Annotated in this window: 23 protein-coding genes; 9 read left to right on the top strand and 14 right to left on the bottom strand. The window is 52.7% G+C overall.

Annotation, left to right across the window (positions count from 1 at the left end):
- Positions 1-262: 262 nt before the first annotated feature.
- A complete protein-coding gene (locus tag JK223_RS13145; RefSeq protein ID WP_212714623.1) occupies positions 263-1,045 on the bottom strand; it encodes an ABC transporter substrate-binding protein in 783 nt (260 codons plus the stop codon).
- An 89-nt stretch (positions 1,046-1,134) separates the two neighbouring features.
- The gene (locus JK223_RS13140) at positions 1,135-2,301 is read right to left on the bottom strand and encodes a methionine aminotransferase (RefSeq protein ID WP_212714622.1); all 1,167 of its coding nucleotides are present in this window, start codon (positions 2,299-2,301) and stop codon (positions 1,135-1,137) included.
- A 127-nt stretch (positions 2,302-2,428) separates the two neighbouring features.
- Between JK223_RS13140 and JK223_RS13135 the strand changes: the two genes are divergently transcribed.
- Positions 2,429-3,295, top strand: coding sequence for a LysR substrate-binding domain-containing protein (locus JK223_RS13135; RefSeq protein ID WP_212714621.1), 867 nt, complete (start codon positions 2,429-2,431; stop codon positions 3,293-3,295).
- Here JK223_RS13135 and JK223_RS13130 read toward each other — a convergent pair.
- The gene (locus JK223_RS13130) at positions 3,249-3,794 is read right to left on the bottom strand and encodes an isochorismatase family protein (protein WP_212714620.1); all 546 of its coding nucleotides are present in this window, start codon (positions 3,792-3,794) and stop codon (positions 3,249-3,251) included. The genes JK223_RS13135 and JK223_RS13130 overlap by 47 nt on opposite strands.
- Positions 3,795-4,030: 236 nt before the next feature.
- On the opposite strand from JK223_RS13130, the gene JK223_RS13125 reads away from it, so the two are divergent.
- The 3 genes from JK223_RS13125 to JK223_RS13115 all read left to right on the top strand — a co-directional run bounded on the left by JK223_RS13125 (position 4,031) and on the right by JK223_RS13115 (position 6,336).
- Entirely contained in the window at positions 4,031-4,795 is a 765-nt protein-coding gene (locus JK223_RS13125; RefSeq protein ID WP_212714619.1) for a basic amino acid ABC transporter substrate-binding protein, read from the top strand.
- Between the two features lie 64 nt (positions 4,796-4,859).
- Entirely contained in the window at positions 4,860-5,624 is a 765-nt protein-coding gene (locus tag JK223_RS13120) for an amino acid ABC transporter permease (protein ID WP_212714639.1), read from the top strand.
- A complete protein-coding gene (locus JK223_RS13115) occupies positions 5,611-6,336 on the top strand; it encodes an amino acid ABC transporter ATP-binding protein (RefSeq protein WP_212714618.1) in 726 nt (241 codons plus the stop codon). The genes JK223_RS13120 and JK223_RS13115 overlap by 14 nt, the downstream gene beginning before the upstream one ends.
- A gap of 60 nt (positions 6,337-6,396) precedes the next feature.
- On the opposite strand, the gene JK223_RS13110 is transcribed toward JK223_RS13115, so the two are convergent.
- From JK223_RS13110 to proB, 4 genes are all read right to left on the bottom strand, one after another.
- Positions 6,397-6,873, bottom strand: a complete 477-nt coding sequence (locus tag JK223_RS13110) for an RcnB family protein (protein WP_212714617.1) — start codon at positions 6,871-6,873, stop codon at positions 6,397-6,399.
- 41 nt (positions 6,874-6,914) lie between these two features.
- Positions 6,915-7,424 (bottom strand): RcnB family protein, encoded by a 510-nt coding sequence (locus tag JK223_RS13105; protein ID WP_212714616.1) that lies wholly within the window; start codon positions 7,422-7,424, stop codon positions 6,915-6,917.
- A gap of 694 nt (positions 7,425-8,118) precedes the next feature.
- Complete coding sequence (gene proA, locus JK223_RS13100) at positions 8,119-9,372, bottom strand: glutamate-5-semialdehyde dehydrogenase (protein ID WP_212714615.1); 1,254 nt, start codon at positions 9,370-9,372, stop codon at positions 8,119-8,121.
- A gap of 9 nt (positions 9,373-9,381) precedes the next feature.
- Entirely contained in the window at positions 9,382-10,485 is a 1,104-nt protein-coding gene (gene proB / locus JK223_RS13095; RefSeq protein ID WP_212714614.1) for a glutamate 5-kinase, read from the bottom strand.
- A 234-nt stretch (positions 10,486-10,719) separates the two neighbouring features.
- Here proB and JK223_RS13090 point away from each other — a divergent pair, with 234 nt between their 5' ends.
- Positions 10,720-11,826, top strand: a complete 1,107-nt coding sequence (locus tag JK223_RS13090; protein ID WP_212714613.1) for a porin — start codon at positions 10,720-10,722, stop codon at positions 11,824-11,826.
- A gap of 64 nt (positions 11,827-11,890) precedes the next feature.
- Here JK223_RS13090 and crl read toward each other — a convergent pair whose 3' ends face one another.
- The 3 genes from crl to gpt form a co-directional block, all read right to left on the bottom strand.
- The gene (crl, locus tag JK223_RS13085) at positions 11,891-12,277 is read right to left on the bottom strand and encodes a sigma factor-binding protein Crl (RefSeq protein ID WP_212714612.1); all 387 of its coding nucleotides are present in this window, start codon (positions 12,275-12,277) and stop codon (positions 11,891-11,893) included.
- A 58-nt stretch (positions 12,278-12,335) separates the two neighbouring features.
- Complete coding sequence (gene frsA / locus JK223_RS13080) at positions 12,336-13,580, bottom strand: esterase FrsA (RefSeq protein WP_212714611.1); 1,245 nt, start codon at positions 13,578-13,580, stop codon at positions 12,336-12,338.
- Positions 13,581-13,686: 106 nt separating this feature from the next.
- Entirely contained in the window at positions 13,687-14,145 is a 459-nt protein-coding gene (gene gpt / locus JK223_RS13075) for a xanthine phosphoribosyltransferase (protein ID WP_212714610.1), read from the bottom strand.
- A 253-nt stretch (positions 14,146-14,398) separates the two neighbouring features.
- Here gpt and JK223_RS13070 point away from each other — a divergent pair, with 253 nt between their 5' ends.
- The 3 genes from JK223_RS13070 to JK223_RS13060 all read left to right on the top strand — a co-directional run bounded on the left by JK223_RS13070 (position 14,399) and on the right by JK223_RS13060 (position 18,683).
- Positions 14,399-15,856, top strand: a complete 1,458-nt coding sequence (locus JK223_RS13070) for an aminoacyl-histidine dipeptidase (RefSeq protein ID WP_212714609.1) — start codon at positions 14,399-14,401, stop codon at positions 15,854-15,856.
- A gap of 320 nt (positions 15,857-16,176) precedes the next feature.
- Positions 16,177-17,682 carry a sugar ABC transporter ATP-binding protein gene (locus JK223_RS13065; protein WP_212714608.1) on the top strand — a complete coding sequence of 502 codons (1,506 nt, stop codon included), beginning with the start codon at positions 16,177-16,179 and terminating at the stop codon, positions 17,680-17,682.
- A complete protein-coding gene (locus tag JK223_RS13060) occupies positions 17,679-18,683 on the top strand; it encodes an ABC transporter permease (RefSeq protein ID WP_343871237.1) in 1,005 nt (334 codons plus the stop codon). Before JK223_RS13065 ends, JK223_RS13060 begins: the two co-directional genes overlap by 4 nt.
- 166 nt (positions 18,684-18,849) lie before the next feature.
- On the opposite strand, the gene dinB is transcribed toward JK223_RS13060, so the two are convergent.
- Positions 18,850-19,905, bottom strand: coding sequence for a DNA polymerase IV (dinB, locus tag JK223_RS13055; protein ID WP_212714607.1), 1,056 nt, complete (start codon positions 19,903-19,905; stop codon positions 18,850-18,852).
- A 265-nt stretch (positions 19,906-20,170) separates the two neighbouring features.
- On the opposite strand from dinB, the gene dpaA reads away from it, so the two are divergent.
- Complete coding sequence (gene dpaA, locus JK223_RS13050) at positions 20,171-20,911, top strand: peptidoglycan meso-diaminopimelic acid protein amidase (RefSeq protein WP_212714606.1); 741 nt, start codon at positions 20,171-20,173, stop codon at positions 20,909-20,911.
- On the opposite strand, the gene JK223_RS13045 is transcribed toward dpaA, so the two are convergent.
- From JK223_RS13045 to mtnK, 3 genes are all read right to left on the bottom strand, one after another.
- The gene (locus JK223_RS13045; protein ID WP_212714605.1) at positions 20,876-21,649 is read right to left on the bottom strand and encodes a class II glutamine amidotransferase; all 774 of its coding nucleotides are present in this window, start codon (positions 21,647-21,649) and stop codon (positions 20,876-20,878) included. The genes dpaA and JK223_RS13045 overlap by 36 nt on opposite strands.
- Positions 21,650-21,784: 135 nt before the next feature.
- Positions 21,785-22,363, bottom strand: a complete 579-nt coding sequence (gene lpcA, locus JK223_RS13040; protein WP_212714604.1) for a D-sedoheptulose 7-phosphate isomerase — start codon at positions 22,361-22,363, stop codon at positions 21,785-21,787.
- Positions 22,364-22,700: 337 nt separating this feature from the next.
- Entirely contained in the window at positions 22,701-23,900 is a 1,200-nt protein-coding gene (gene mtnK / locus JK223_RS13035; RefSeq protein WP_212714603.1) for an S-methyl-5-thioribose kinase, read from the bottom strand.
- Positions 23,901-23,902 lie beyond the last annotated feature (2 nt).

The raw sequence follows: 23,902 nt of genomic DNA, 5'->3' as shown, positions 1-23,902 counted from the left end.
CACCGTGCGTACAGATTTATTTACAAAAACAGTGAATAACTGGATTTAACCGCAATGAGTGTAAATAAATAATTACACAAATAAAGTAAGTGACTGAATATTCGTTAATTCTTCTTATATCCCGTCAGCGGCAGACGATGGCATTTATTTCGGCCAAAGAGAGGGGATAAAACAGAGCGGAGTTCCGCCTGATAATCAGGCGGATCAGAGGAGGTGGCCCGGACGCTCCGGGTGAGCGGCACGTCAGGATGAGGATAATCGGTCAGGGTTGAACGCTGACATTGATCCCCGGGAAATAACGGGCTGCCAGTCGGGTCAGGGTTCCGTCTTTCTTAACCGTTTCAATGGCGGTATCAAGTTGCTGTTTCAGGGCGGTATCCCCTTTACGCAGTCCGAACCCGATGCCTGTCCCCAGGATGGCATCGTCTTCCACCGGTTTACCGGCAAATGCAAAGTCTTTTCCTTCCGGCTTATTCAGGAAACCGGACTGGCCGGCAGCAGACATCACCAGGGTCGCATCCAGCCGCCCTGCTACCATATCGTTATAGACCTGGTTCTGATCCTGATAAGAGATAACGTTGACACCCTGAGTTTCCCAGTGTTTTTTGGCGTACGCTTCCTGAATCGATCCCTGTAATACGCCAATATTTTTCCCTTTAAGCCCCTCCGCGGTGACCTGCAGATCCTGACCTTTACGGGCGACCAGCATGCTTGGAATACGGTAAACCGGCACCGTAAAATCAATGACTTTTTCCCGCTGTGCGGTGATATTCATTGCCGAGTTGATGGCATCAAACTTTTTGGCTTCAAGCGCCGGGATCAGGGCATCAAAACTGCTCTCTACCCACTGACACTTCAGGTGTGCGGCCTGACATACCGCATTCCCTAAATCAATATCGAATCCGACCGGTTGTCCCTGCGTATTCCGGCTTTCAAAAGGCGGGTACTGAGATTCCAGGCCAAAACGTAACGTATCCGCGGCGAATACCTGAAATGCCGAACACAGCCCTGCGGCTATCCATACTGCTTTTATTTTTTTTTGCATGTTATCTCACCTGAATGTCACTGTTATGAGGGTATTTGCCGGGGGGCTTCCCCCGGCCCCCGCAGACTGTTGCTCTGCTCCGGTCGGGGTCAGACAGTAAAGCGGCATAATGCCTCTGCACCGGCCTGTAGCGTTGTATCATCTTTTGAAAAAGAGAGACGAATAAATTTATTATCTGTGCCGTCGGTATAAAACGCAGACAGCGGGATCGTTGCTACGCCACACTCCGTAATCAGCCGCTTCACAATTTCACTGTCGGATTGCTGGCTGAGATGTCCGTAACCGGCCAGCATAAAGAATGAACCGGCTGAGGGCTGTAAACGGAAGGGCGAGTCAGCCAGTAATGCTGCCAGCCGGTCCCGCTTCTGCTGGTAGAACGCCGATAATCCAAGATAATGCTGCGGATGACGTAAGTATTCTGCAAATGCCCACTGCATGGGGGTGTCTGCGGCATACATCATAAACTGATGAATGCCGATAATTTCTTCCATGATGGCTGCCGGCGCCAGGCAATACCCTACCCGCCAGCCGGTCACGTGAAAGGTTTTGCCGAACGAAGAGACGATCACACTGCGTTCCGCCAGCAATGGTTCTGTCGCCATACTCAGGTGTTGCCGGCCATCAAAGATCACATGCTCATAGACTTCATCCGACAGGATCACGATATCCGTGTTTTTCGTCAGTCTGACCAGTTGCTGCAGATCATCAGCGCTCAGGACCTGTGCTCCGGGATTGTGCGGGCTGTTCAGAATGATCATCCGGGTTTTGGGGGTGATCGCCGCCGCCACCGCCTGCCAGTCGATGGTAAATGCCGGAACATTCAGCTTAATCCCGACCGGGGTCGCGCCCTGCAAACGAACGACCGGTGCATAGCTGTCAAACGCGGGTTCAAAGAAGATCACTTCATCACCGCGATGAACCAGCGCCGAGATCGCCATAAACAGCCCCTGGCTGGCGCTGCCGGTGACCAGTATTTCGCTCGCCGGATCATACTGCTGGCCATACAGCTGCCGGACCTTGCCAGCAATGGCTTCCCTCAGCGGGAGTAATCCAGCCATCGGCGCATACTGGTTATGACCGTTTTGCATCGCACGGGTCACTGAGTCGATCAGTGCCGGGTCGCAGGGGAAATCAGGTGCCCCTTGTGACAGGTTGATGGCCTGGTGTTTAGCGGAAAGCTCACCAATGACACTGAAGATAGTGGTTCCGACATCCGGAAGTTTCGAGGGTAAAGCCACTGAAGAATGGATAGACATCACTGCCCCTGAGCGTAAGTGTATAAATAATTCATTGAACTGTGGTTTATTCAACGGCGGGGGGCATAGGAGAACAATCGAAATGTTGTCATAATAGCCATGACTTTTACGCATAGCTGGGGGATATATGGCGCGACGTGATTTACCGGTCAATGGACTACAGACGTTTCTGGTGACCGCACGGCACCTGAATCTGACCCATGCAGCCACCGAACTCTGTATCACTCAGGGGGCAGTAAGCCGTCAGATTCAGGCACTGGAAGCCTGGTTCGGGTTCCCGTTATTTCGCCGCCATGCCCGCGGACTTTCCCTGACCCCGCGTGCGGAACAACTGTTACCGGACCTCCGTCTGCAACTGGAACAACTCTACCACCTGACAGAAAGGATCCGCCAAAGTCCGGACCAGTTGCGCCTGAAAGCACCCAGCTGTGCAATGCGCTGGCTGGTCCCCAGGCTGGTCGCGTTTGAACAGCATGCCCCCGATGTGCATGTCGCCCTGACGACCACACTGGACCACCGGCGTCAGCTGGAAGATTTTGATGCTGCCATTGTTTACGGTACCGCAGATTCAGGCGGAGAAACGCTTTTTGATGAAGAGCTTATCCCGGTCATGGCCAGTCATCTGCCCCGGCCGTCAGAGATGAGTGACCTGCAACATTACACCTTTCTGCACCCCACTCCTGATACGAAAGACTGGCTTTTATGGCTGAACCAGCATGATTTACCGCTTATCCGGGGGCGTAACCAGCATTTTGCGACCATGGATTTGGCACTCAATGCTGCGGTACAGGGGTTCGGGATCACCGTCGCGGATATTCACCTCGCGGCGGAGGAAATTGCCCGGGGCAGGCTGGTAGCCCCCTTTCACCTTACCGTCAAAACCGGCGCCGCCTACCGTTTATTACATCGCGCCGATGATCTTCCGGAAAGCGCATTACACTCACTGATCAACTGGTTACACCGACCTGATCCGCCGATACCCAGCGCCGGATAATGTTTCGGGTCGCGGCCACCTGTACCGGGTGACCGGGGACAATCAGTCCGGCCCATACCTCGTTATGGTGGCAGATTAATTGCTGTGCGCTGACAAATGTTCTCTCTGCCGTGGTGTGAGCATCTCCGGCCACGGTGATGGCATATCCCAGACTGGCACCTGCTTTAATGGTGGTATCTACACAATAATCCGTTGCACAGCCACATACCGTAAAAGTACGTTCACCACAGGCGTTCAGTTCACGGGCAAGGGTGGTCTGAAAGAAGCCATCACAGGCGGTCTTACTGACATAACGTGCATTTTCCGGCTGAATGATTGCCGGAGCAATTTGCCAGGCCAACGTGCCAGGCTGCATCTCCCCTTCGCAGTGCCGGATAAAAATGACCTCATCGGCGGCGTCAATAAGCTGGTTAATCAATGCGATTTTTTCGTTAATCTGAAACCGCTCCACAGCCAGAACTCCGGACTGCATATCGATCACCACCAGTACATTTTTCATCAGTGCTCCTGTCGGTCTGTAGAATTTTCTGCCAGCAAAGTAGCCTCTTTACGCCCGGCCGTCAGGCCCCTCTCCCTGACGTTCCCCTGCGGATAATAACATGATGACGTGCCGGGAATTTTCTTCCCTCAGGTAAAACTGAATAACTTCACCCGGGTCGGTTACCGGTATTGCACTCCCTGCCACTACCATGTATTTTTATGCAAATAATCAGCATAAATAAACAAGGATAGATCATGATAAAACATCTTTTTGCCGCTGCCTGCCTGATGTCCATCAGTGTCACTGCACTTGCCTCCGGAGAAACTTATGTCGTGGGTTCAGGGGGAACTTACCGGCCCTTTGAGTACGAAAATAGTCAGCAGCAACTGGAAGGATTTGATATCGATCTGATTAAAGCGATTGCCAGTGCCGAAGATTTCAATATCAAACTGGTCAATACGCCCTGGGAAGGTATTTTTGCCACACTCAGCAGCGGAGATCGGGATATTATTATTTCCGGGATCACCATTACTGACAAACGCAAAATGATGGTGGATTTCTCCGCCCCCTATTTCCCCGCTCAGCAAGTCATTGTGGTGCCTGCCGGGTCTAAAGTAACGTCTCTGGCTTCACTCAAAAATGAAAATGTCGGGGTCGTCAATTCAAGTGCCGGAGATATTGCTGTCTCGGAAACATTAGGCCGAAACAGTACGGCGATTAAACGCTTTGATAATACCCCACTGATGCTTGAAGAGTTGTCACAAGGCGGTGTCAGCGCCGCCGTCGGAGATGTCGGGGTGATCAAATACTATATTAATCAGCACCCGGATAAGCATTTACAGCTGGTCGATGACAATAAATTTGAACATCAGTACTTCGGTATTGCCGTTGCCAAAGGGAATAGCGCCCTCAAAAACAAAATTGATGATGGCCTGAAGAAAATTGTCGCTAACGGGACCTACGCAAAAATTTATCGCACCTGGTTTGACGGCAACGTTCCGGCACTTCCCGCCCAATAAATTCTTATTTCCTATTACGCCATGACCAGAATGCGTCATGGCGTTATTGCTTCAGGTAACCAATATGAGTGGATTTAACTGGGAAATCCTCCGGGATTATCAGCCCTTATTTGTGGAAGGCGCGCTGATGACCCTGAAATGTACGGTCATCTGCATTATCACCGGAACGTTATGGGGCTTATTGCTGGGGCTGGGCCGTCTGGCCCGTGCAGATCAGGGTCCCTGGAAATATATTCTGGCTGTAATGGTCCAATTTCCGGTACGGTTCTATGTTAGCGCAATTCGTGGAACCCCCTTATTTGTTCAGATTATGGTGGTACATTTCGCGCTGGTTCCGCTGTTTATTAATCCCAATAGCGGTTTTCTGGTCTCTGCCGGCTTAATGAGTGCGGATATCGCGCGGGACTTGCGGGCAAATTACGGTGCGTTTTTATCCTGCATCGTTGCAATTACACTTAACTCCGGGGCGTATGTATCTGAGATTTTCAGGGCGGGGATCCAGTCGATTGACAGCGGCCAGATGGAAGCATCACGGGCATTAGGTATGCCATGGTGGAAGAGCATGCGCAAAGTCATCCTTCCGCAAGCTTTCCGCCGGATATTACCTCCGCTGGGCAATAATGCTATCGCGATTGTGAAAGATTCCTCGCTGGCGTCAGCCATTGGCCTTGCCGATCTGGCATATGCGGCACGGACGGTTTCCGGGGCCTATGCAACTTACTGGGAACCGTATCTTACTATTTCCGTCATTTATTGGGTGAACACCTTTCTGCTTGCCCGTCTTGTTGATCTGACAGAAAAGAGGCTGGCGAAAAGTGATTCACGTTAATGACCTGCATAAGTACTACGGTGAAGCCCATGTATTACGTGGCATCAGCTGCGATATTCAGCCTTCTGAAGTGGTGTGTATTATCGGGCCCTCCGGTTCCGGAAAAAGTACCTTTCTGCGCTGTCTGAATGCTCTGGAAACCGCTTCTGCCGGGGAAATTATCGTCAACGGCTATGCTGTTCATGATAAGAAAAGTAATCTGAACCTCATTCGCGAAACCGCAGGGATGGTTTTTCAGCGTTTCAACTTATTCCCGCACATGACGGTGCTGGAAAATATCATTATGGCTCCGATGTCGCTGAAAGGACTGTCGCGTACTCAGGCGACAGAACTAGCCCGTACACTGCTCAGTAAGGTCGGTCTGGCGGATAAAATACAGGCCTGGCCCACCAGTCTGTCGGGCGGTCAGCAACAGCGGGTCGCCATTGCCCGGGCATTGGCGATGTCGCCTGACATAATGCTCTTTGATGAACCGACGTCAGCGCTGGATCCGGAGCTGGTCAGTGAAGTCCTGGATGTGATGAAAAACCTGGCCGGTGAAGGGATGACAATGGTGATAGTGACGCATGAAATGGCGTTTGCACGGGAAGTTGCAGACAGGGTTATCTTTATTGATCAGGGCATCATTCAGGAACAGGGGAGTCCGCAGGCGATTTTTAACGCACCACAAAACCCGCGTACCCAACGCTTTCTCAGTAACTTCCGCGGTTAGCATAAAAAAGGCCCCCGATGCTTTTCAGCAGGCGGGGGCCTTGCGTTATCTCAGAACCGATTACGGGTGGAAGGCATTATTCAGGATAATCGAGGTAATAACCCCGGTCGCCACCGCTACCAGCACATAATTGCCGTCGATGTAGGACCAGCGCTGACCATACGGCGGCGCCGGCAAACCCCGTCGATGCCAGTCGTCTACACGATAGCGTGGCCCGCGGAAATCATGCGGAAAGCGCTGACCAGGCTCAAAATGGTGTCCCTGCCAGGCGAATGAATTACCTCTGCCAGGTCCGGGGCCACCAGGGCCTGGTCCGTAAGACTGATAACCGCCATGAGGGCCACCGTGAGGGCCTCCCGGTCCGCCGTGTGGACCCGGGCCTCCCGGGCCTCCGGGACCACCACGGCCAGGTCCTTCCTGATGACCGCCGCCATGCGGCTGCCACGGACCATGATCATCTGCGCGGACGGCAACTGAAGATACCAGGCTGCCCAACAGAACAGCAGAAATCAGGTATGTCATCCGTGTTTTTTTCATCTTGTTCCTCCGGAAAACCGATACCGGTTAAAATTTCCCGTTTAGCGGGGTAATGCACTGTTCATAATGATTGACGTGATAATACCGGTGGTCGCCGCCATTAATACGTAATTACCGTTGATGGCTGCCCAGTAATGGCCCTGTGGTGGCTGAGACAGTCCACGGGCACGCCAGTCATTGACGCGGTATTTATCACCGCGGAAATTTTTCGGTGCCGCATGGCCTCTGCGGAAATCGTTGCCATGATAAGCGAAGCGCTCAGCCTGCTGACCATGAGGTTCACCACGTCCACGATCCCCCCCCTGCTGACCGTGAGGTTCATCATGTCCGCCACGGTTCCCCCCCTGCTGAGGACGATTCTGACCGTTCCCCTGGTGGTCAGGTCCATTGCCTGGACCCTGTTGCGGGCCATGCCCCTGAGGCTGACCATTCTGCGGATGAGGGATCACCTGCCCGCCCTGGTTATCACCAGTGGCCGCCATCGCAGAGGACGCTGCAAACCCGTTGGCAATCAGTAAAGTCGTTAATAAAGTTATCGCGGTACGTTTCATAGTTATGTTCCTCACAGGAAATATATGCCTGTAACTATGGCGAATAACCATAAATATTTAACGAAGATTATTCCTGGTTTAAGACCGCAGAGTGTGAGCAGTCATTGCATCGGTTATTTTCTTTAACGTAATCCTTACACTACTCTGTAATTGGCGGGATTTTATGCACAGTCCGGAATAAATAACCTACTGTTAAATCATCAGGAAATAGCTGAAATTGGTCACCGGTTTGCCCGGCGCACGTTCCCCGGGAACGGATTTTCATATCAATAAACGGTCCTGAAAAACATAATTCAGTGCTGCTTATCTGTTAAGCCCTGCTCCGTAAACCCGCTACCGGCTTGCCTTGTCCGGTGAAAGATACAGTGATCTGATCCGGCACCTGACAATACTGACACATTTATCCGTTAGGAATATCTCCCCGTTCAGGCAGACAGATAGCGAGGCTGAAGGTGCAGAACCTTTCCGGGGCGGTGCTCATCCACGAAGTATTCCGCCGCAGGCTGCCTGCGTGGCATAAAACGAAATTTTATCTGCGGGGATACGATGCTGAGGATCCCCGCAGACAGAGAGAGTACTGGCGGGAAGCAGGAAGAGACCGGGGGCGCCACCGAACGAAAATGAGCCGGCAATGCCTCTGGCCGGCTCATCAATTCCCTTTCAGTCTGAAGTCACAGAGGCCCGTTGAGTGGCATTATGCACGTAGTGTATCGTCACCCCAGGCCACCCACTTATAGGTAGTCAGGGCTTCGAGCCCCATCGGGCCTCGGGCATGCAGCTTCTGCGTACTGACCGCTACCTCAGCGCCCAGTCCGAACTGTGCGCCATCGGTAAAGCGGGTGCTGGCATTGACATAGACCGCGGACGAATCCACTTTATTGATGAAGTCTTGTGCGTTTTTCAGGCTGCGGCTAAGGATCCCGTCGGAATGCTGTGTGCCATGTTCACGAATATGCGCGACGGCGTCATCCAGAGAAGCTACCGCTTTGACATTCAGGTCCAGAGACAGCCATTCATCATCGTACTCACCGTCTGCAACAGGCTGCACATCCGCCTGATAACGGCGTAACTCAGCGATAATATTCTCATCGGCATGCATGATGATCCCTTCGCGGGACATCCGTTGACAGAACTGAGGCAAAAACGCCGCCATGATATTTTCATGGATCAGCAGTGTTTCCAGAGAATTACAGGCGCTCGGCCGCTGCTTTTTCGCATTGACGATCACGTCCAATGCGGCTTCTGTTTCCATCGTCTCATCGACAAACAGATGACAGACCCCGATCCCGCCGGTGATCACCGGGATGGTGGACTGTTCACGGCAGAGTTTATGTAAGCCCGCCCCGCCGCGCGGGATCAACATATCAATGTAGCGATCCATCTTCAGCATTTCAGCCACCAGCTGACGATCCGGATTATCAATCGACTGGATAGCCCCCGCCGGTATACCATGCCGGGCCAGTGCCTGCTGAATAACACCGACGGTTGCCGCATTCGTTTTACAGGTTTCTTTACCGCCACGTAAAATGACGGCATTCCCGGTTTTCAGGCACAGCGAGGCCACATCGACCGTGACATTCGGACGGGCTTCGTAAATAACGCCCACTACACCAAGCGGTACACGGCGGCGCTCAATACGCAACCCGCTGTCCAGTAAGCCACCGTCTATTAACTGCCCGACCGGATCGGCCAGACGGCAAACCTGACGCACATCCTCCGCAATTCCTTTCAGACGTTCCGGGGTCAGTGTCAGACGATCGAGCAGGGCTTCACCCATTCCGTTCTCACGGGCAGTGGCCACATCCAGGGCATTGGCTTCCAGAATTACCGCAGACTCTTCTTCAAGGCGGCTGGCAATGGTCAGCAATACCTGATTTTTTTGCTCCGTGCTTAATGTTGATAACTGATATGAGGCAGCCCGTGCTGCTTTACCCATCATTTCCAGCATGACTGCTCCTTAACTGACAATCATATCGTCGCGATGAACAGCGACAGAACCGTATTCATACCCCAGTATTTCACTGATCTGCTGGCTGTGATGTCCGGCAATCATGCGAAGGGCATCGCTATTATATCGTGAAACACCGTGTGCGAGATCCCGCCCTTGCTGACTGCGGATAGAGATCACCTCACCCCGCGAGAAATCTCCCTGTACATGGGTGATCCCTTTAGGTAACAGCGAACTGCCCCGCTCCAGCAATGCGGCCTGAGCACCGTCATCGATGGTGACCGCGCCAGCCGGAGGTGCACCGAAAATCCAGTGCTTACGGTTTTCCAGCCGGTTTTTCTGGGCATGAAACAGGGTACCTGCCGGTTTCCCGTTCAGAACTTCATTGATAAGTTCCGGCTCATTACCGCTGGCTATGATGACATCAATACCGGCCCGGCACGCAACATCGGCCGCCTGTAATTTGGTGGCCATCCCGCCGGTTCCCAGCCCGGAAACACTGCCACCGGCGATCATCCGCAGTTCGTCATCAATCACATGCACATCGGTGATCAACTCTGCCTGTGGATTGCTCCGGGGATCCGCACTGAACAGCCCGCGCTGATCGGTCAGTAATAATAGTTTGTCCGCACCGGAAAGAATGGCAGCCAGTGCCGAAAGGTTATCGTTATCCCCCACCTTAATTTCGGCGGTGGCAACGGCATCATTTTCATTAATGACAGGGATGATCCGGTTATCGAGCAATGCATGCAGCATGTCGTGCGCATTGAGGAAACGTTCACGATCTTCCATATCGGCACGGGTCAGCAGCATTTGTCCGACATGGAGTCCGTAAATGCCAAACAGCTGTTCCCATACCCGAATCAGCTGACTTTGCCCCACAGCGGCCAGCAGCTGTTTTGAGGCGATGGTGGGGGGCAGTTCGGGGTATCCCAGATGCTCACGCCCGGCGGCAATCGCGCCTGAGGTCACAATAACTATCCGGTGGCCGGCGTTGATCGCCTGTGAACACTGCCGGACCAGTTCAAGGATATGTGCACGATCTAACCGGCGAGATCCTCCGGTGAGCACGCTGGTTCCCAATTTGACCACAAGGGTCTGACTGCCACTCATATTTCCTGCCATTTATACATTAAACAAACTTCCCTTTTATCAGGTGTCGCCGCGGAATCCAACCCTTTATCTGCGCTTATCTGCAGATAACACCGGTACATCGATAAAATCACTCTTTTCATTTTTTTTCACTAATTAACGGTATGTCATAAATCGTTCACCGTTCTGCAGTAAAACGTGGCTGCGCTTTCAGAGTTTTTGAAAAACAACATTTGATAACCGGGATACCGAACGATGAAAAAGAGCACCTTAGCACTCTTATTATGCGGCCTGACATCCGTCAGCCATGCTGCTGAAGTTTATAATAAAGACGGCAATCAGCTGGATTTTTATGGCAAGGTAAAAGCGGAACATTATATCACGGACAATACCAGTGCTGACGGAGATCAGTCATATGCCAGGCTTGGCTTTAAAGGGGTCACCCGGATTAATGATCAACTGTCCGGTTATGGGCAGTGGGAATATCAGTACAGTCTGAAGAATTCAGAAGGCAGTGATGCCAGCAACGGTAACAAAACCCGTCTCGGTTTCGCCGGTCTGCGTAACCCGACCCTGGGTTCTATTGATTATGGCCGGAACTATGGTGTGTTATATGACGTGGAAGCCTGGACCGATATGTTCCCGGAATTCGGTGGTGACGGCACAGCACGTGCGGATAACTATATGACGCAGCGCTCCACCGGCCTGCTGACCTGGAGAAATAATGATTTCTTCGGTCTGGTGAACGGATTACGTTTCGCCGTTCAGTATCAGGGTAAAAATGATGATAATACCGCGAACTCCCGCACCGATATTACCCGCCAGAACGGCGATGGTGTCGGTGCCTCCCTCGGGTACCGGATTGCGGACACCGGCATCAGTCTGATGGGAGCCGCCACCAGTTCTGACCGCACACAAAGTCAGGAAGCAGCCAGCTATGGTCACGGTGATAAAGCGACCTCCTGGGGTACCGGTATCAAATATGATGCGAACCAGATTTATCTGGCCGCTATCTATACCCAGACCAGCAATATGACCCCAATCAGCGGTACTAACCGTCTGACCGGGACGAAGGTCACCGGTGCTGCGAACACCGCACAAAATATTGAGCTGGTAGCACAGTATCAGTTCGAAAACGGCCTGCGTCCTTCACTGGGGTACGTGCAGACGAAAGGGAAAAATATCGAGAACGGGATCGGTGATGCGGATTTAGTCAAATACATCGATGCCGGAGCCACTTACTACTTCAACAAGAATATGTCTGCGTTTGTGGACTATAAAATTAACCGCCTGAATAATGATAATCGCCTGTCATTGAATACCGATGACATTGTGGCCTTAGGCCTGACATACCAGTTCTGACGGTAAGGTAAGTACACAAAGGGACAGGCTATCGCACTGTCCCTTTATCTTGTCCGCTTGTTCGTCAGATCGGCTTTACCACCCCTTCCGCCGGTTGCAGGGTAATATCCTGCTGGGCCAGCTGGGCTTCCAGTCGCTGAAAGAACGCCTGCAAGGTTTTTTCAACGCTGGCTTTATCTTCGTCCTTTTTGATCGGCATTTCCTGCCAGTGACCTTCTTTATCAAACAGTCCGAACGCATATTGATAAGAAAAATGCGTTTCTTTTGCATCCAGCGTCAGCCACCATCCCCAGAACTCTCTTTTTTCCGGGGCCGGTTTGACATTGACGCAAACAGCCAGACAGTCAAAAAAGAAACGCTCAGTACCACACTTATCCTCTCTCAGATAAGGGCCTAACTCATGCAAACGCTTCAAAATGCGTCCCCTGGAATGTCCGCCAGGTAATGTCATAACTGATCCTCCTTAATAAGATAGGTTAATTTTTAACAAACCTGACAATAATCGCAACTTATCTTTTAAGTTGTTTTTCGAGCCAGTCACTGATTTGCTGCAGGCTGTCCACCAGCGACTTCATAGCCGGTAACGCCGGTATACGCAGTAGTTTGCCCTGCACGGATGAATTAACGATTAACTGAGATTCTTCTTCCGGACTGTAGAAGTCATTTTTACGGAAGGCCGATAACATCGGTACCGGGGTCCGTCGTCCCAGTAAGCCCTGATTTTTTAAGGAATAAGCACTGATTTCCGCCGCCAGTGTAGGATAATCCAGGGTGTTTTTCCCCATCCTGCTGGCCAGGATATCCAGAAACATATCCGGCACCCGGTGTTGCAGTGATTCTTCAGTCAGCAGACTATGGACGACAGGCGAATGGCAGGCCACCGCACGGAGTAACCCGCTTTCGAGATACGCCAGCCGCACCGCCACGTTGGCACCGAAACGCTGCCCCCATAATCCTACCCGGCGATGATCTATCCACGGCACTTCCGCCAGTTGTTTGAGTACCTGTTGATGTAACATGCTGGTATCCTGCGTCAGTCGCCAGCGGGCGCTGTAACCTACCGACGGCATATCCATGGTTAACATCGCAATCCCCCTCGGGGCCAGATAGTCATGGAACAACCGGAAATAGTCGAGCTGCAATGTGTCCAGCCCTCCGCAGACCAGCACGGCAGGAAAAGGAGCGTTACCCTGCTCCGGCAGATGCAGAAAGGCATCGACCGTTTTACCGTCATCCATACGGAATTTTAACGGCCGGAGTTCACCTCTCAGGCAGGTTGTCGCTTGTTCATACGCGCGGTACGCCAGTACCCGAGCCTGGTCCGCGAGCTCATCTTCGTTAAGATGCGGATAGGCGGCGATGCTGAACAGATTCGCCGCATGCAGCCAGGACTCACCTGCCAGGGCTCCCGTCTTTGACTTCGCCTTCTCCTGCCATCGGGCGGCCTGTACCGACCACTCATAAATCCAGTTGCCGTTACGATAGCCCCGCACGGTATCCAGTAACTGTTCATTGCTGCGGGCCAGCGGACTGGCAGCAATGCGCGACAACACCTCATTAATTTCTATCGGTGAGATACCGCGCCAGCTCCAGAGCAGAGGCGTTAACGTCCGGTACCAGCAATGGGGCGATCGGTTATCAGCGAATGATCCGGACCCGGGGGGGCAACCGGCGATACGGCGGACTAATGCGGAGGTTTCAGGGTGTTCAAAGCGGGGTTTAAACAGTTCTTCACTCAGATTTTTTGTCTGCATGCTCATAACTCCGGAACCGGAAGATGATGAGAGAGTGTACCTGAAGGACGATAACGAGGGGAAAGGAAAGTAGCATCCTGTGAGACGGATGCTACTTAAAGATTAATCAGTCTTTGACGATAGGCGGAACGTAAGCCACACCCATATCCCAGGGTTGTTCGATCCAGGTGTCCTGAGGAATATCAATTACATAGTCATCTACTAACGGACGGCCTGCCGGCTTGGCAAAAATAGTCACAAAATGTGCCTTGGAATACATCTCACGGATAGCCTTCGCGGTACCGCCGGTATCCACCAGATCATCAATGACGATGAACCCTTCTCCGTCACCTTCGGCACGTTTGACGACTTTCATCTCACGCTGATGATCATGGTCGTAACTGGAAATACAGACCGTATCGACATAACGGATCCCCAGTTCACGCGCCAGCAGGGCTGCAGGAACCAGACCACCACGGCTGACGGCAATGATACCTGTCCACTGTTCTACCGGCAGTAAACGCCTGGCGAGGGTACGGGCATGGATCTGTAACATGTCCCAGGTGACAACGTATTTTTCGCTCATTTTTTAGGAATCCCGGCCAATCAAAAAGCCTAATTTAAGTGCAAGGTGAAAAAGTTTGCGCGGGATTATAAGGATATGATGAGCTAAAAACCAGCATCCGCTGCATCCTGAGGCTTTTTTTCCTGCCCTGTTCCTCCCCCGGCCGGTAAACAGTGGTATTCTGGAGGTATGCCGAAAGCCTCTGTTTTCGCTTTTCTTAACCCTTTTTCCTGCCGGATCTTTCTTTGCCGGCGTCAGCACAGGAGACTGAATCATGTCAGATCTGTCTAAGCTCACCCCGCAGCCTTTGTGGGATATTTTTGCAACCATCTGTTCTATCCCGCATCCGTCTTACCATGAAGAAGCGCTGGCACAACATATTCTGGCCTGGGCTGATGAACGTGGTCTGTGGAATGAACGTGATGCCGTAGGCAATATCCTTATTCGTAAAGCGGCCACGCCGGGCATGGAAAACCGTACCCCGGTGGCACTGCAGGCACACCTCGATATGGTGCCACAAAAAAATAATGATACCGTCCACGACTTCACGACAGATCCTATCCGCCCTTATATCGACGGTGAGTGGCTGAAAGCCCGGGGAACCACCCTGGGCGCCGATAATGGCATTGGTATGGCTTCGGCTCTGGCCGTGCTGGCCGATGACAGCGTTGCCCATGGCCCGCTGGAAGTGCTGCTGACCATGACCGAGGAAGCCGGTATGGAAGGCGCCTTCGGACTGCAGGCCAACTGGCTTCAGGCCGATATCCTGATCAATACCGACTCTGAAGAAGAAGGTGAGATCTATATGGGGTGTGCCGGTGGGATTGATGCCGTCACGACCTTACCTGTGCAGCGTGAACCCCTGGCGGAAGGCAGTGTCCGGGTAACCCTGACGCTGAAAGGACTGCGTGGCGGTCATTCCGGTGCCAATATTCATATGGGCCTGGGCAACGCAAACAAATTGCTGGCCCGTGTTCTGGTCATCCTGTCAAAAAGCGTTGATTTCCAGCTGCTCGGCTTTAACGGCGGTACTCTGCGTAATGCCATTCCGCGTGAAGCGGTCGCTACTGTGGCGTTCAGTCCGTCACAACAGGCAGAGTTTGAACAGGCCGTGAATGCCGCCCGTCAGTTACTGAAAAATGAAGCCGGTCCGAAGGATGAAAATGTCGTCCTGCTGACAGAAACGGCCGACAGCGAGCATACAGCGCTGACCCGCAACAGCCGTGATACATTTCTGCGGTTACTGAATGCCACGCCAAACGGTGTTGTCCGTTTTTCTGATGTCGTGCCGGGTGTCGTCGAGACCTCGCTTAACGTCGGGATCGTCAGTCTGAATGACTCGCATGCTGAGATACTGAGCCTGATCCGTTCACTGATTGATAGCGGAAAAGAGTACGTTGTCGATACACTGACATCGCTGGGGGATCTGGCCGGCGCCACGACCGAGGCCTCAGGCAGCTACCCGGGCTGGGAACCGGATAAGGATTCACCGATCATGGCCAGAACCCGTGAAATTTATCAGTCTCTGTTCGGTAAAATGCCTGATATCCAGGTGATCCATGCCGGTCTGGAATGCGGATTATTTAAAAAACCGTACCCGCATTTAGATATGGTGTCTATCGGGCCAACCATCACCGGGCCTCACTCCCCGGATGAGCAGGTACATATCGGTAGCGTTGATCTTTACTGGAAGTTACTGACCGGACTTCTGAAAGAAGTGCCTGTCAAATAACCCTCCCCTTTCCCCTCAAAACCAGAGCCTCGTCTCTGGTTTTTTTTCATCCCTGCTCCCCACTTACCCCGGGCATAGCGTAACGGATTAAGTGTAAGTTCAAGGCAGAATGACAGCACTTATCGCTACCTAACGATTCTCACGCAATGTTTTCTACCAACACACCGGCTGAGGCAGGTGATTTCGACTTATATCACCGGACTTCTGGATGGCTAAATGTCTTTTGTGATAGTTTATGCCCCCTGCGTGCCCGATGATAAGGGCGACAGAAGCCCCAGGGAACTTTCCGTAGCAATAACTAACCAGGTAGTGACATAACTATGGCTGAAGTTCATCGCCTCGAGATGCGCAATATCTCGATTAATTTTGCCGGGTTCGCCGCACTGGATAATGTCGATTTTTCCATTGAAGGTCATTCAGTGCATGCTCTCACCGGCGCTAACGGTGCCGGAAAATCGACCCTGATGGCGGTGTTATCCGGTGCTCATCACCATTACCAGGGTGAAATCCTGATGGACGGGCAGCCGCTGAATATCCGCAGTCCGCGTCAGGCGAAAAGTGCCGGTATTCACCTGGTTCAGCAGGAAGTGGATAACGGATTAGTGCCTGCGCTCAGTGTGGCTGAAAACATCATGCTGGATAGCATGGCGGATACCGGTCATCTCTATCGCCGAAAGGACGTCCATCGTCAGGCCGCGGCATTGCTGGAACAACTGAATGTTACGCTCGATCTGCGTCAGCCGGTCGAACGGTGTACGCTGGCAGAAAAACAGCAGATTTTACTGGCCAGAGCGCTCTCTCATGATTGCCGTTTCCTGATCCTGGATGAACCTACGGCACCGCTGGATCAGCATGAAAGTGAGCAGTTATTCCGGGTTGTGCGTCATCTGCAACAACAGGGGATCGGTATCGTTTTTATTTCTCACCGTATCCACGAACTGAAAAGTATCTGTGACCAGCTGACGGTGCTGCGGGACGGACAATTAATCGAAACCTGTCCGATGAATGCCCTGAGCGGGGAACAGATCGTCGAGAAGATGATAGGCCATACCCTGACCGACCTGTACCCTCCCCGTCGTCCGCCCCACGCCGCCGAAGAGTTACTCAGGGTCGAAGGCTTACATGACCACGGTTTATTACAGGATATCGACCTGACGTTACATAAAGGCGAGATTCTGGGGATCGCGGGGCTGGCCGGGGCCGGTAAAACTGAGCTTTGTAAAGCGTTGTTCGGGGCCAGTAAAAGCCGCCTGAAAAACGGCCGCCTGCATGGTAAGCCCTGGAAACCCAAATCTCCTTACCATTCCGTCACGGCTGGGATCGCGCTGGTTCCCGAAGAACGCCGCAAGGAAGGTATCTTTATTGACGAAACGATTGCCATGAACCTCTCGGTCAGTGCCGATGACCGTTTTTCCCGGTATGGCTTTTTCAGCGTCGGTCAGTCGGTGAAATGGGCACAGGAGATCATTGGTAAATTATCGGTCCGCAGCCGCGGCCCTGAACAGGTATTACGTCGCCTTTCCGGCGGTAATCAGCAAAAAGTCGCTATCGGGAGATGGCTGGCCAGCGAATCCGACCTTTTAATTTTCGATGAGCCGACCAAAGGTGTCGACGTCAAAGCGAAATCCGATCTCTTCCTGCTGGTGGATGAACTCGCCCGGGAAGGCAAAGGCATTATCTATGCGTCCGGTGAGTTTGCCGAACTGGTCGGGCTGTGTGACCGTATCTGTGTTTTATGGGATGGCAGGATTGTGGCCGAAATTGACGGCAGACAGGCCAGCGAAGAATTATTATTGCTTTATTCAACCGGAGGTACCCCTGCGTGAGCAGCAACCCTAACTCATTAACTTCATCCCGGGCCTGGCATCACCGGTTATTCGATTTCCTGTATAAATGGGGCATGCTGCTGACTGTCGTGCTGCTTCTGGCCGGATTCGGACTGACCGCCGATGGCTTTCTGGAACCCGACAACCTGCTGAACATCCTGCGCTCTATCGCTATCGTGACGGTGATCGCGATGGCAGTGGCCATCTCGCTGACCGTCGGTGGCTTTGACCTTTCAGTGGGCTCCACGGCATCACTGGCTAATGCGCTGGTGATCTCCATGTTCGTCTGGCATGGCTATGGCACTGCGACGGCAATCATTATTACCCTGGCGCTTTGTCTGCTGGTCGGACTGTTCAACAGCTTTCTGATCGTCGTTCTGCGTATTCCGGATATGCTGGCCACGCTGGCGACCCTGTTTGTGGTTCAGGGTGTGGCGATGACCTACAGCTTTGGCGGTTCGATCACCCAGAATATGGTGATGCCAAGCGGAGATATGGCAGAAGGGATCATCCCGGCGAATTTTAACTGGCTGGGCGAAATCCCGGGCATCGTTATTATCATGCTGGTGGTGACGGTACTGACACAGATTGGTCTGTCCCTGACTAAGCACGGGCGCAGAATGTATGCGCTCGGCGGAAACCCCGAAGCCGCCCGCCTGTCCGGTATCCGTACCACCCGCTATCGGGTGATCGCCTATCTGCTGGCGTCATTACTGGCCGGATTAGGCGGGATACTGCTGGCATCAAGGATCGGTTCCTCACAGGTCAATGCCGGCAGTGGTTATCTGATGGATGCGGTAGCGGCCGCCTGGATTGGCCTGTCACTGGCAGGATCCGGTAAGCCTAACGCGCTGGGGACGCTGATCGGTGCGATTATCCTGGGCGTATTACAGAATGGCCTGGTGATGCTGTCCGTACCTTACTACGCCATGGATATCATTAAAGGCCTGGTGCTGGCTCTGGCTCTGGCGCTGACCTACTTCCGGGGACGACAGGCCTGATCTGATCCCCCGTCGGGAGCATATTCTGTCTTCCCGTCCTCCCGCCGGATGTGCCGCCCCGCGGCCGTCCGGCGTGTTTTATTCTGCGGCGACAGTCCCGGCCCTTAACACGGTTTGTCCCGATCACACCCGAGACAGAACTGGCTTCGGCAGTGACCGGTTGCCGTCACAACGTTAGCTGTAATTGCCGCGCGGTATCCGGATCCGGCAGGGTCACATGTAACCCCACCAGCCTCACTCCTCGTCCTGCCCGGCGTTGCTGCCAGGTCTCATGAGCGATCATCAGTAAATCCTCTTTATTCAGAACAGACCAGATATGCTCACGGGTGGTTTGCTGAAAATCGGAAAAACGTAGCTTGACGCCCTGACGCAATATTCGAAGATCCGGCCGGACATTCCGCAGTCGTCTTTCCAGCTCCGGATAGAGTCTTTCAAGCACCTCAAGACATTGCTCCCACTGATCAATATCCTGCGCCAGGGTGGTTTCAACACCGACCGATTTACGTAACCGGTCAACCACGATTTCGCGTTCATCTATACCGTGGCTTCGTTCCCATAACACCCTGCCAAACTTACCGAACCTTTTCAGAAGTAAGGACAAATCTGTCTGCCGGACATCAGCACAACTCTTTAGCCCCATATCGGCCAGCTTTCTGGCAGAGACCTGACCGACGCCCGGTATTTTTTCAAGGGCCAGCCGATGGACAAAATTATCCATTTCCGCCGGGGTTATTACATACTGACCGTCCGGCTTATTCAGGTCGGAGGCGATTTTTGCCAGAAATTTGACCGGGGCGATGCCGGCAGATGCGGTCAGTTTCAATTCCTGACGGATAGCCTGACGAATATCCTCCGCAATCAGCGTGGCTGACCCGCGAAAATGAGTGCAATGGGTGACATCCAGATAAGCCTCATCAAGCGAGAGCGGTTCAATCAGCGAGGTATAGCGTGAAAAAATCTGCCGGATATGGCCGGACACTTCCTTATAGACCTCAAAGCGACCAGGGACCAGGGTCAGAGAAGGACAAAGTTTAAGTGCGGTCGCGGTCGGCATGGCACTGCGGACGCCGTATTGCCTGGCAAGATAGTTTGCCGTGCTGATCACCCCCCGCCGCTCACGACTGCCGCCGATGGCCAGTGGGATGTCGCGTAACGACGGATTGTCACGCATTTCGACCGCAGCATAAAAACAGTCCATATCGACATGAATGATTTTACGCATCGATGACAGCTCCGCAGAAAGAAACCTCAATACTGTATAAATAATCAGTGCAAAGATCAATCACCGGAACATGACCGTGACAGATGATCCCTGTTTTGTGCGGGCGTTCACTATCACTGAGCGTAACGGATAAATATCTTCACCGCTCTCTTGCTAAAAAGACAGACAATGCTAAGGTTGCGCTAAGCCTTCGCCGTGCGGTGGATATCCGCACGATAAACGAAGTTACGTTCTTTTCCACCCTCATTTTCAAGGTATTTGCAGCATGCGTAAAATCGCACTCTTACTTGCGATGTTTTTACTCCCGGCATATTGTCTGGCCGCGTCTCAGAACTCAGTCAGCCTGTTGCCCCCCGTGAGTAAACAGCTCAGTCAGCAGTTACCGGGGCTGCCGGTATTTATTCAGATCTTTAAGGAAGAACGGACACTCGATTTATACGGTAAAGTCGGCAACGAATACCGTTTACTGAACAGTTTCAAAATCTGCAAGTTTTCGGGCGGACTCGGCCCGAAGCGTGTGGAGGGTGATTTCAAAAGTCCGGAAGGGTTTTACTCTGTAAAACTGAATCAGCTGAATCCCGACAGCCATTTTTACCGGGCCATCAACATCGGCTTTCCGAACGAGTATGATCGCGACAATGGTTACAGCGGGAACTACCTGATGATCCATGGTAACTGCGTGTCCATTGGCTGTTATGCCATGACCAACGCCTATATGGACCAGATTTATACCTTTGTGAATGCTGCCCTGCGTAACGGACAGTCAGAAGTGGAAGTCGATATTTTTCCGTTCCGTATGACAACACAGAACATGCAGCGGCATCAGGATTCAGCCTATTACAGTTTCTGGAAACAACTGAAACCGGGTTACGACTATTTTCTGCAAAATAAACAGCCGCCTGCGGTCTCAGTAGAAAACGGCCAGTATGTGCTCCGCAAAAATCCGTTCAGCGGTAACAGCGAGACTCCCTCAAAGACCTTCCTGACGCTCACCAAGACAGAATAACACCCACTCTCCTGGCACAATCCTGTGCCAGGTTTCATTACCGGTTAACGGCTGTGTCGCCACCACACTGACGATATCCTGAGGCGTCGTGTGCTGCTGGAAATCGATTTCAACATCCTGATCCAGCAATGTGGCTTTACCAAAGGGCGCACGTCGGGTGATCCAGTGAAGATGGGTGGAACAATAGGCCATCAGGTAACGGCCATCCGACAGCAGCATATTGAATACCCCCTTCTCCCGCAGTTCCGCCGCCAGTGTCGCGATATAACTGAACATCGCTGGCCAGTCTTCCGGGGGGGCCGGATACCGGGTGGCCAGTTTATGCAGGATCCAGCAAAAAGCTTTTTCACTGTCGGTTTCCCCGACCGGGCGGAAGGACCCCGTATCCAGGTCCTCATAATCACTGAGTTGCCCGTTATGGGCATAGGTCCAGTGACGTCCCCAGAGCTCACGGGTGAAAGGATGAGTATTTTCCAGCGAGACATTGCCGCGGTTTGCCTGCCGGATATGGGCCACCACGGAATGTGACTTGATGGGATATTCCTGGACCAGTCTGGCTATCGGCGAGTGGATACTGGGAAGCGGGTCTTTAAAAGTACGGCATCCTTTACCTTCATAAAAGGTGATGCCCCAGCCATCTTTGTGCGGCCCGGTGCCTCCCCCGCGCTGAACCAGCCCGGAAAAACTGAAACAGATATCAGTCGGTATGTTGGCGCTCATCCCGAGCAATTCACACATCAGTTATAACCTCTCACAATCCCACGGTCCGGCGTTTTTAGCCGTGATAACCGAAAGAAATAACACGCGGTCGGCGGTCTGGCAAGTCACCATCGCCTGCCCGCCCGCGTATTTTTCGTGAAAGTCATACTCTGATTATTTTTCCATCTCTTTTTCGATCAGTAAAATCAAAATATGAATGATTTTAATGTGTATTTCCTGAATACGGTCAGCAAAACCAAAATGCGGTACCCGGATTTCCACATCGGCACTGCCGGCCATTTTGCCGCCATCTTTTCCGGTCAGGGTGATCACTTTCATCCCCTGGCGGCGGGCAGCCTCAATGGCTTTAATAATATTGGCGGAGTTTCCGGAGGTGGAAATACCTAACAGCACATCCCCCTGACGGCCGACCGCTTCGGCATAGCGGGAGAAGACATAGTCATAGCCGAAGTCATTACTGACGCAGGAAATATGGCTGACATCCGAAATCGCGATCGCCGGATATCCCGGACGGTTCTCACGGTAGCGTCCGGTCAGTTCCTCCGCGAAATGCATAGCATCACAGTGAGACCCGCCATTGCCGCAAGAAAGTACCTTTCCGCCCGCTTTGAAACTGTCCGCCAGCAACGTCGCCGCCTGCTGAATGGCATGAATATTGTTTTCATCTTTCAGGAAGGCATTAAGCGTTTCTGCGGCTTCATTCAGTTCTGAACGAATAATATCCTGGTACATAGGGGATGTCCTTACATCGGAAAATTAACGCCGCCAGTGTAGCCCAATCGTCGGGCAGCGCAAGCCTCTGTCACAGGATCCTGCACACTGTGCTACAGGGATCCCGTCTTAACCCTGAAATATTACTCATGGACAGCCCCACAGTGGTCTTTTTTTTTGGGGGGGGTCTTACCTTGTCCGGTCACCAGGGCGACAGATAAGCTGACGGGTGCCCTATGACGGCGTTATCATGATGGGATGACGTGCAGGTATATAAAGGCTGTTACGTCAGACGCATCCACGTCTATGAGCGCATTCCGGCCGGAAGTCATGCCACGAGTGTGGCATGACTTGCTGATCAGGCCACCTGACGGATTCGGGCGACGAGTGATTCGGCATCACTGATATGGCCGGCGGCCAGAATCAGAGTACGTCCCAGTGTGATGGCATGACGCAGACAATCAGTACGCATCATATCGTCGGCAATGTTGCTGATATCGGCAACATGAGACATGCCGACCGTACGGCGGATCAATTCCGTCCCGCAGAACCCGATCGCGTCGCACCAGACTTTCTGCAGAAACTTCTGTGCATATCCCGGCACTGCCAGCGCAACATCCCGGGTGGTCTGCTCGCTGCGTGTCAGGAATTCATCACTGAAGGTCTGCCACAACGTAATGATCTCAGCGAGACGCTGGTCGCGGGCTTCTGCCGCTTCTCTCGGGGCCAGCAGACCGGGGACGCCGCAGTAGTTCAGCAGTAAATTCCCCATCGCGGTGCCAAGGTCAAAGCCCATCGGACCGTAATAACCGAATTCCGCATCGATGGCTTTCAGCCCGCTGTCGGTTACAAAAACCGATCCGGTATGAATATCGCCGTGCAGCAGGGCTTCAGCATGGGTCAGAAAACGGTGTTTCAGTTCCGCGACGGCAATACGCAATTCAGCATCTTCACGCAGTGAGGCGACTAATGGCTCCAGGGCCGGCGGATAATCATTACGCGGATGCTCAATGTAAGGGTCGTTAAAGAACAAATCCTCGGTAATTTCGCACATCTCGGTATTGATAAAGCGAGCCACCTGCGCCTTCTTTTCGTGAGGGTGCAGGGCGAAATCAGAGGTAGAAAACAGAACACTGGCCAGATAATGACCCAGTTGACGGGCAGCCTGCGGATAGGATTTTCCCGCCACCAGCTCTCCCCGCCAGATTTTATACTCAGAGAGGTCTTCCATCACCATCACCGCCAGGCTGGCATCAAGATGGGTCACATGAACCGTATGCTCCGGGCTGTATTTATAATGTTCAATCAGCGTTTCAGCTTCCAGACGGGCCCGGTCAAGCGTCAGCGGCCAGGACTCACCGACACAGCGCACATAAGGGAGAGCCTGTTTAACAATGACACGACTTTTACCTTGCTGATCCAGAATTTTAAACACCAGATTCAGATTACCGTCACCCACTTCCAGCGCCTGTGTCAGTTGTTGCGGGTTTTCCAGCCCGGAAAACTGCCTGGCGTATTCCACAGCATCTGTGGCGGTGAAGGTTCGGTATTGTGACATTG

The organism is Tatumella sp. JGM118, from assembly GCF_018257515.1.
GTDB lineage: Bacteria > Pseudomonadota > Gammaproteobacteria > Enterobacterales > Enterobacteriaceae > Tatumella > Tatumella terrea.
This window is presented reverse-complemented; position numbering and strand designations above follow the sequence as displayed.

Bases quoted from the DNA above. Each gene is read 5' to 3' on its own strand.
- JK223_RS13145 (WP_212714623.1), bottom strand. From the start codon at position 1,045: ATGCAAAAAAAAATAAAAGCAGTATGGATAGCCGCAGGGCTGTGTTCG.
- JK223_RS13140 (WP_212714622.1), bottom strand. From the start codon at position 2,301: ATGTCTATCCATTCTTCAGTGGCTTTACCCTCGAAACTTCCGGATGTC.
- JK223_RS13135 (WP_212714621.1), top strand. From the start codon at position 2,429: ATGGCGCGACGTGATTTACCGGTCAATGGACTACAGACGTTTCTGGTG.
- JK223_RS13130 (WP_212714620.1), bottom strand. From the start codon at position 3,794: ATGAAAAATGTACTGGTGGTGATCGATATGCAGTCCGGAGTTCTGGCT.
- JK223_RS13125 (WP_212714619.1), top strand. From the start codon at position 4,031: ATGATAAAACATCTTTTTGCCGCTGCCTGCCTGATGTCCATCAGTGTC.
- JK223_RS13120 (WP_212714639.1), top strand. From the start codon at position 4,860: ATGAGTGGATTTAACTGGGAAATCCTCCGGGATTATCAGCCCTTATTT.
- JK223_RS13110 (WP_212714617.1), bottom strand. From the start codon at position 6,873: ATGAAAAAAACACGGATGACATACCTGATTTCTGCTGTTCTGTTGGGC.
- JK223_RS13105 (WP_212714616.1), bottom strand. From the start codon at position 7,424: ATGAAACGTACCGCGATAACTTTATTAACGACTTTACTGATTGCCAAC.
- proA (WP_212714615.1), bottom strand. From the start codon at position 9,372: ATGCTGGAAATGATGGGTAAAGCAGCACGGGCTGCCTCATATCAGTTA.
- proB (WP_212714614.1), bottom strand. From the start codon at position 10,485: ATGAGTGGCAGTCAGACCCTTGTGGTCAAATTGGGAACCAGCGTGCTC.
- JK223_RS13090 (WP_212714613.1), top strand. From the start codon at position 10,720: ATGAAAAAGAGCACCTTAGCACTCTTATTATGCGGCCTGACATCCGTC.
- crl (WP_212714612.1), bottom strand. From the start codon at position 12,277: ATGACATTACCTGGCGGACATTCCAGGGGACGCATTTTGAAGCGTTTG.
- frsA (WP_212714611.1), bottom strand. From the start codon at position 13,580: ATGCAGACAAAAAATCTGAGTGAAGAACTGTTTAAACCCCGCTTTGAA.
- gpt (WP_212714610.1), bottom strand. From the start codon at position 14,145: ATGAGCGAAAAATACGTTGTCACCTGGGACATGTTACAGATCCATGCC.
- JK223_RS13070 (WP_212714609.1), top strand. From the start codon at position 14,399: ATGTCAGATCTGTCTAAGCTCACCCCGCAGCCTTTGTGGGATATTTTT.
- JK223_RS13065 (WP_212714608.1), top strand. From the start codon at position 16,177: ATGGCTGAAGTTCATCGCCTCGAGATGCGCAATATCTCGATTAATTTT.
- dinB (WP_212714607.1), bottom strand. From the start codon at position 19,905: ATGCGTAAAATCATTCATGTCGATATGGACTGTTTTTATGCTGCGGTC.
- dpaA (WP_212714606.1), top strand. From the start codon at position 20,171: ATGCGTAAAATCGCACTCTTACTTGCGATGTTTTTACTCCCGGCATAT.
- JK223_RS13045 (WP_212714605.1), bottom strand. From the start codon at position 21,649: ATGTGTGAATTGCTCGGGATGAGCGCCAACATACCGACTGATATCTGT.
- lpcA (WP_212714604.1), bottom strand. From the start codon at position 22,363: ATGTACCAGGATATTATTCGTTCAGAACTGAATGAAGCCGCAGAAACG.
- mtnK (WP_212714603.1), bottom strand. From the start codon at position 23,900: ATGTCACAATACCGAACCTTCACCGCCACAGATGCTGTGGAATACGCC.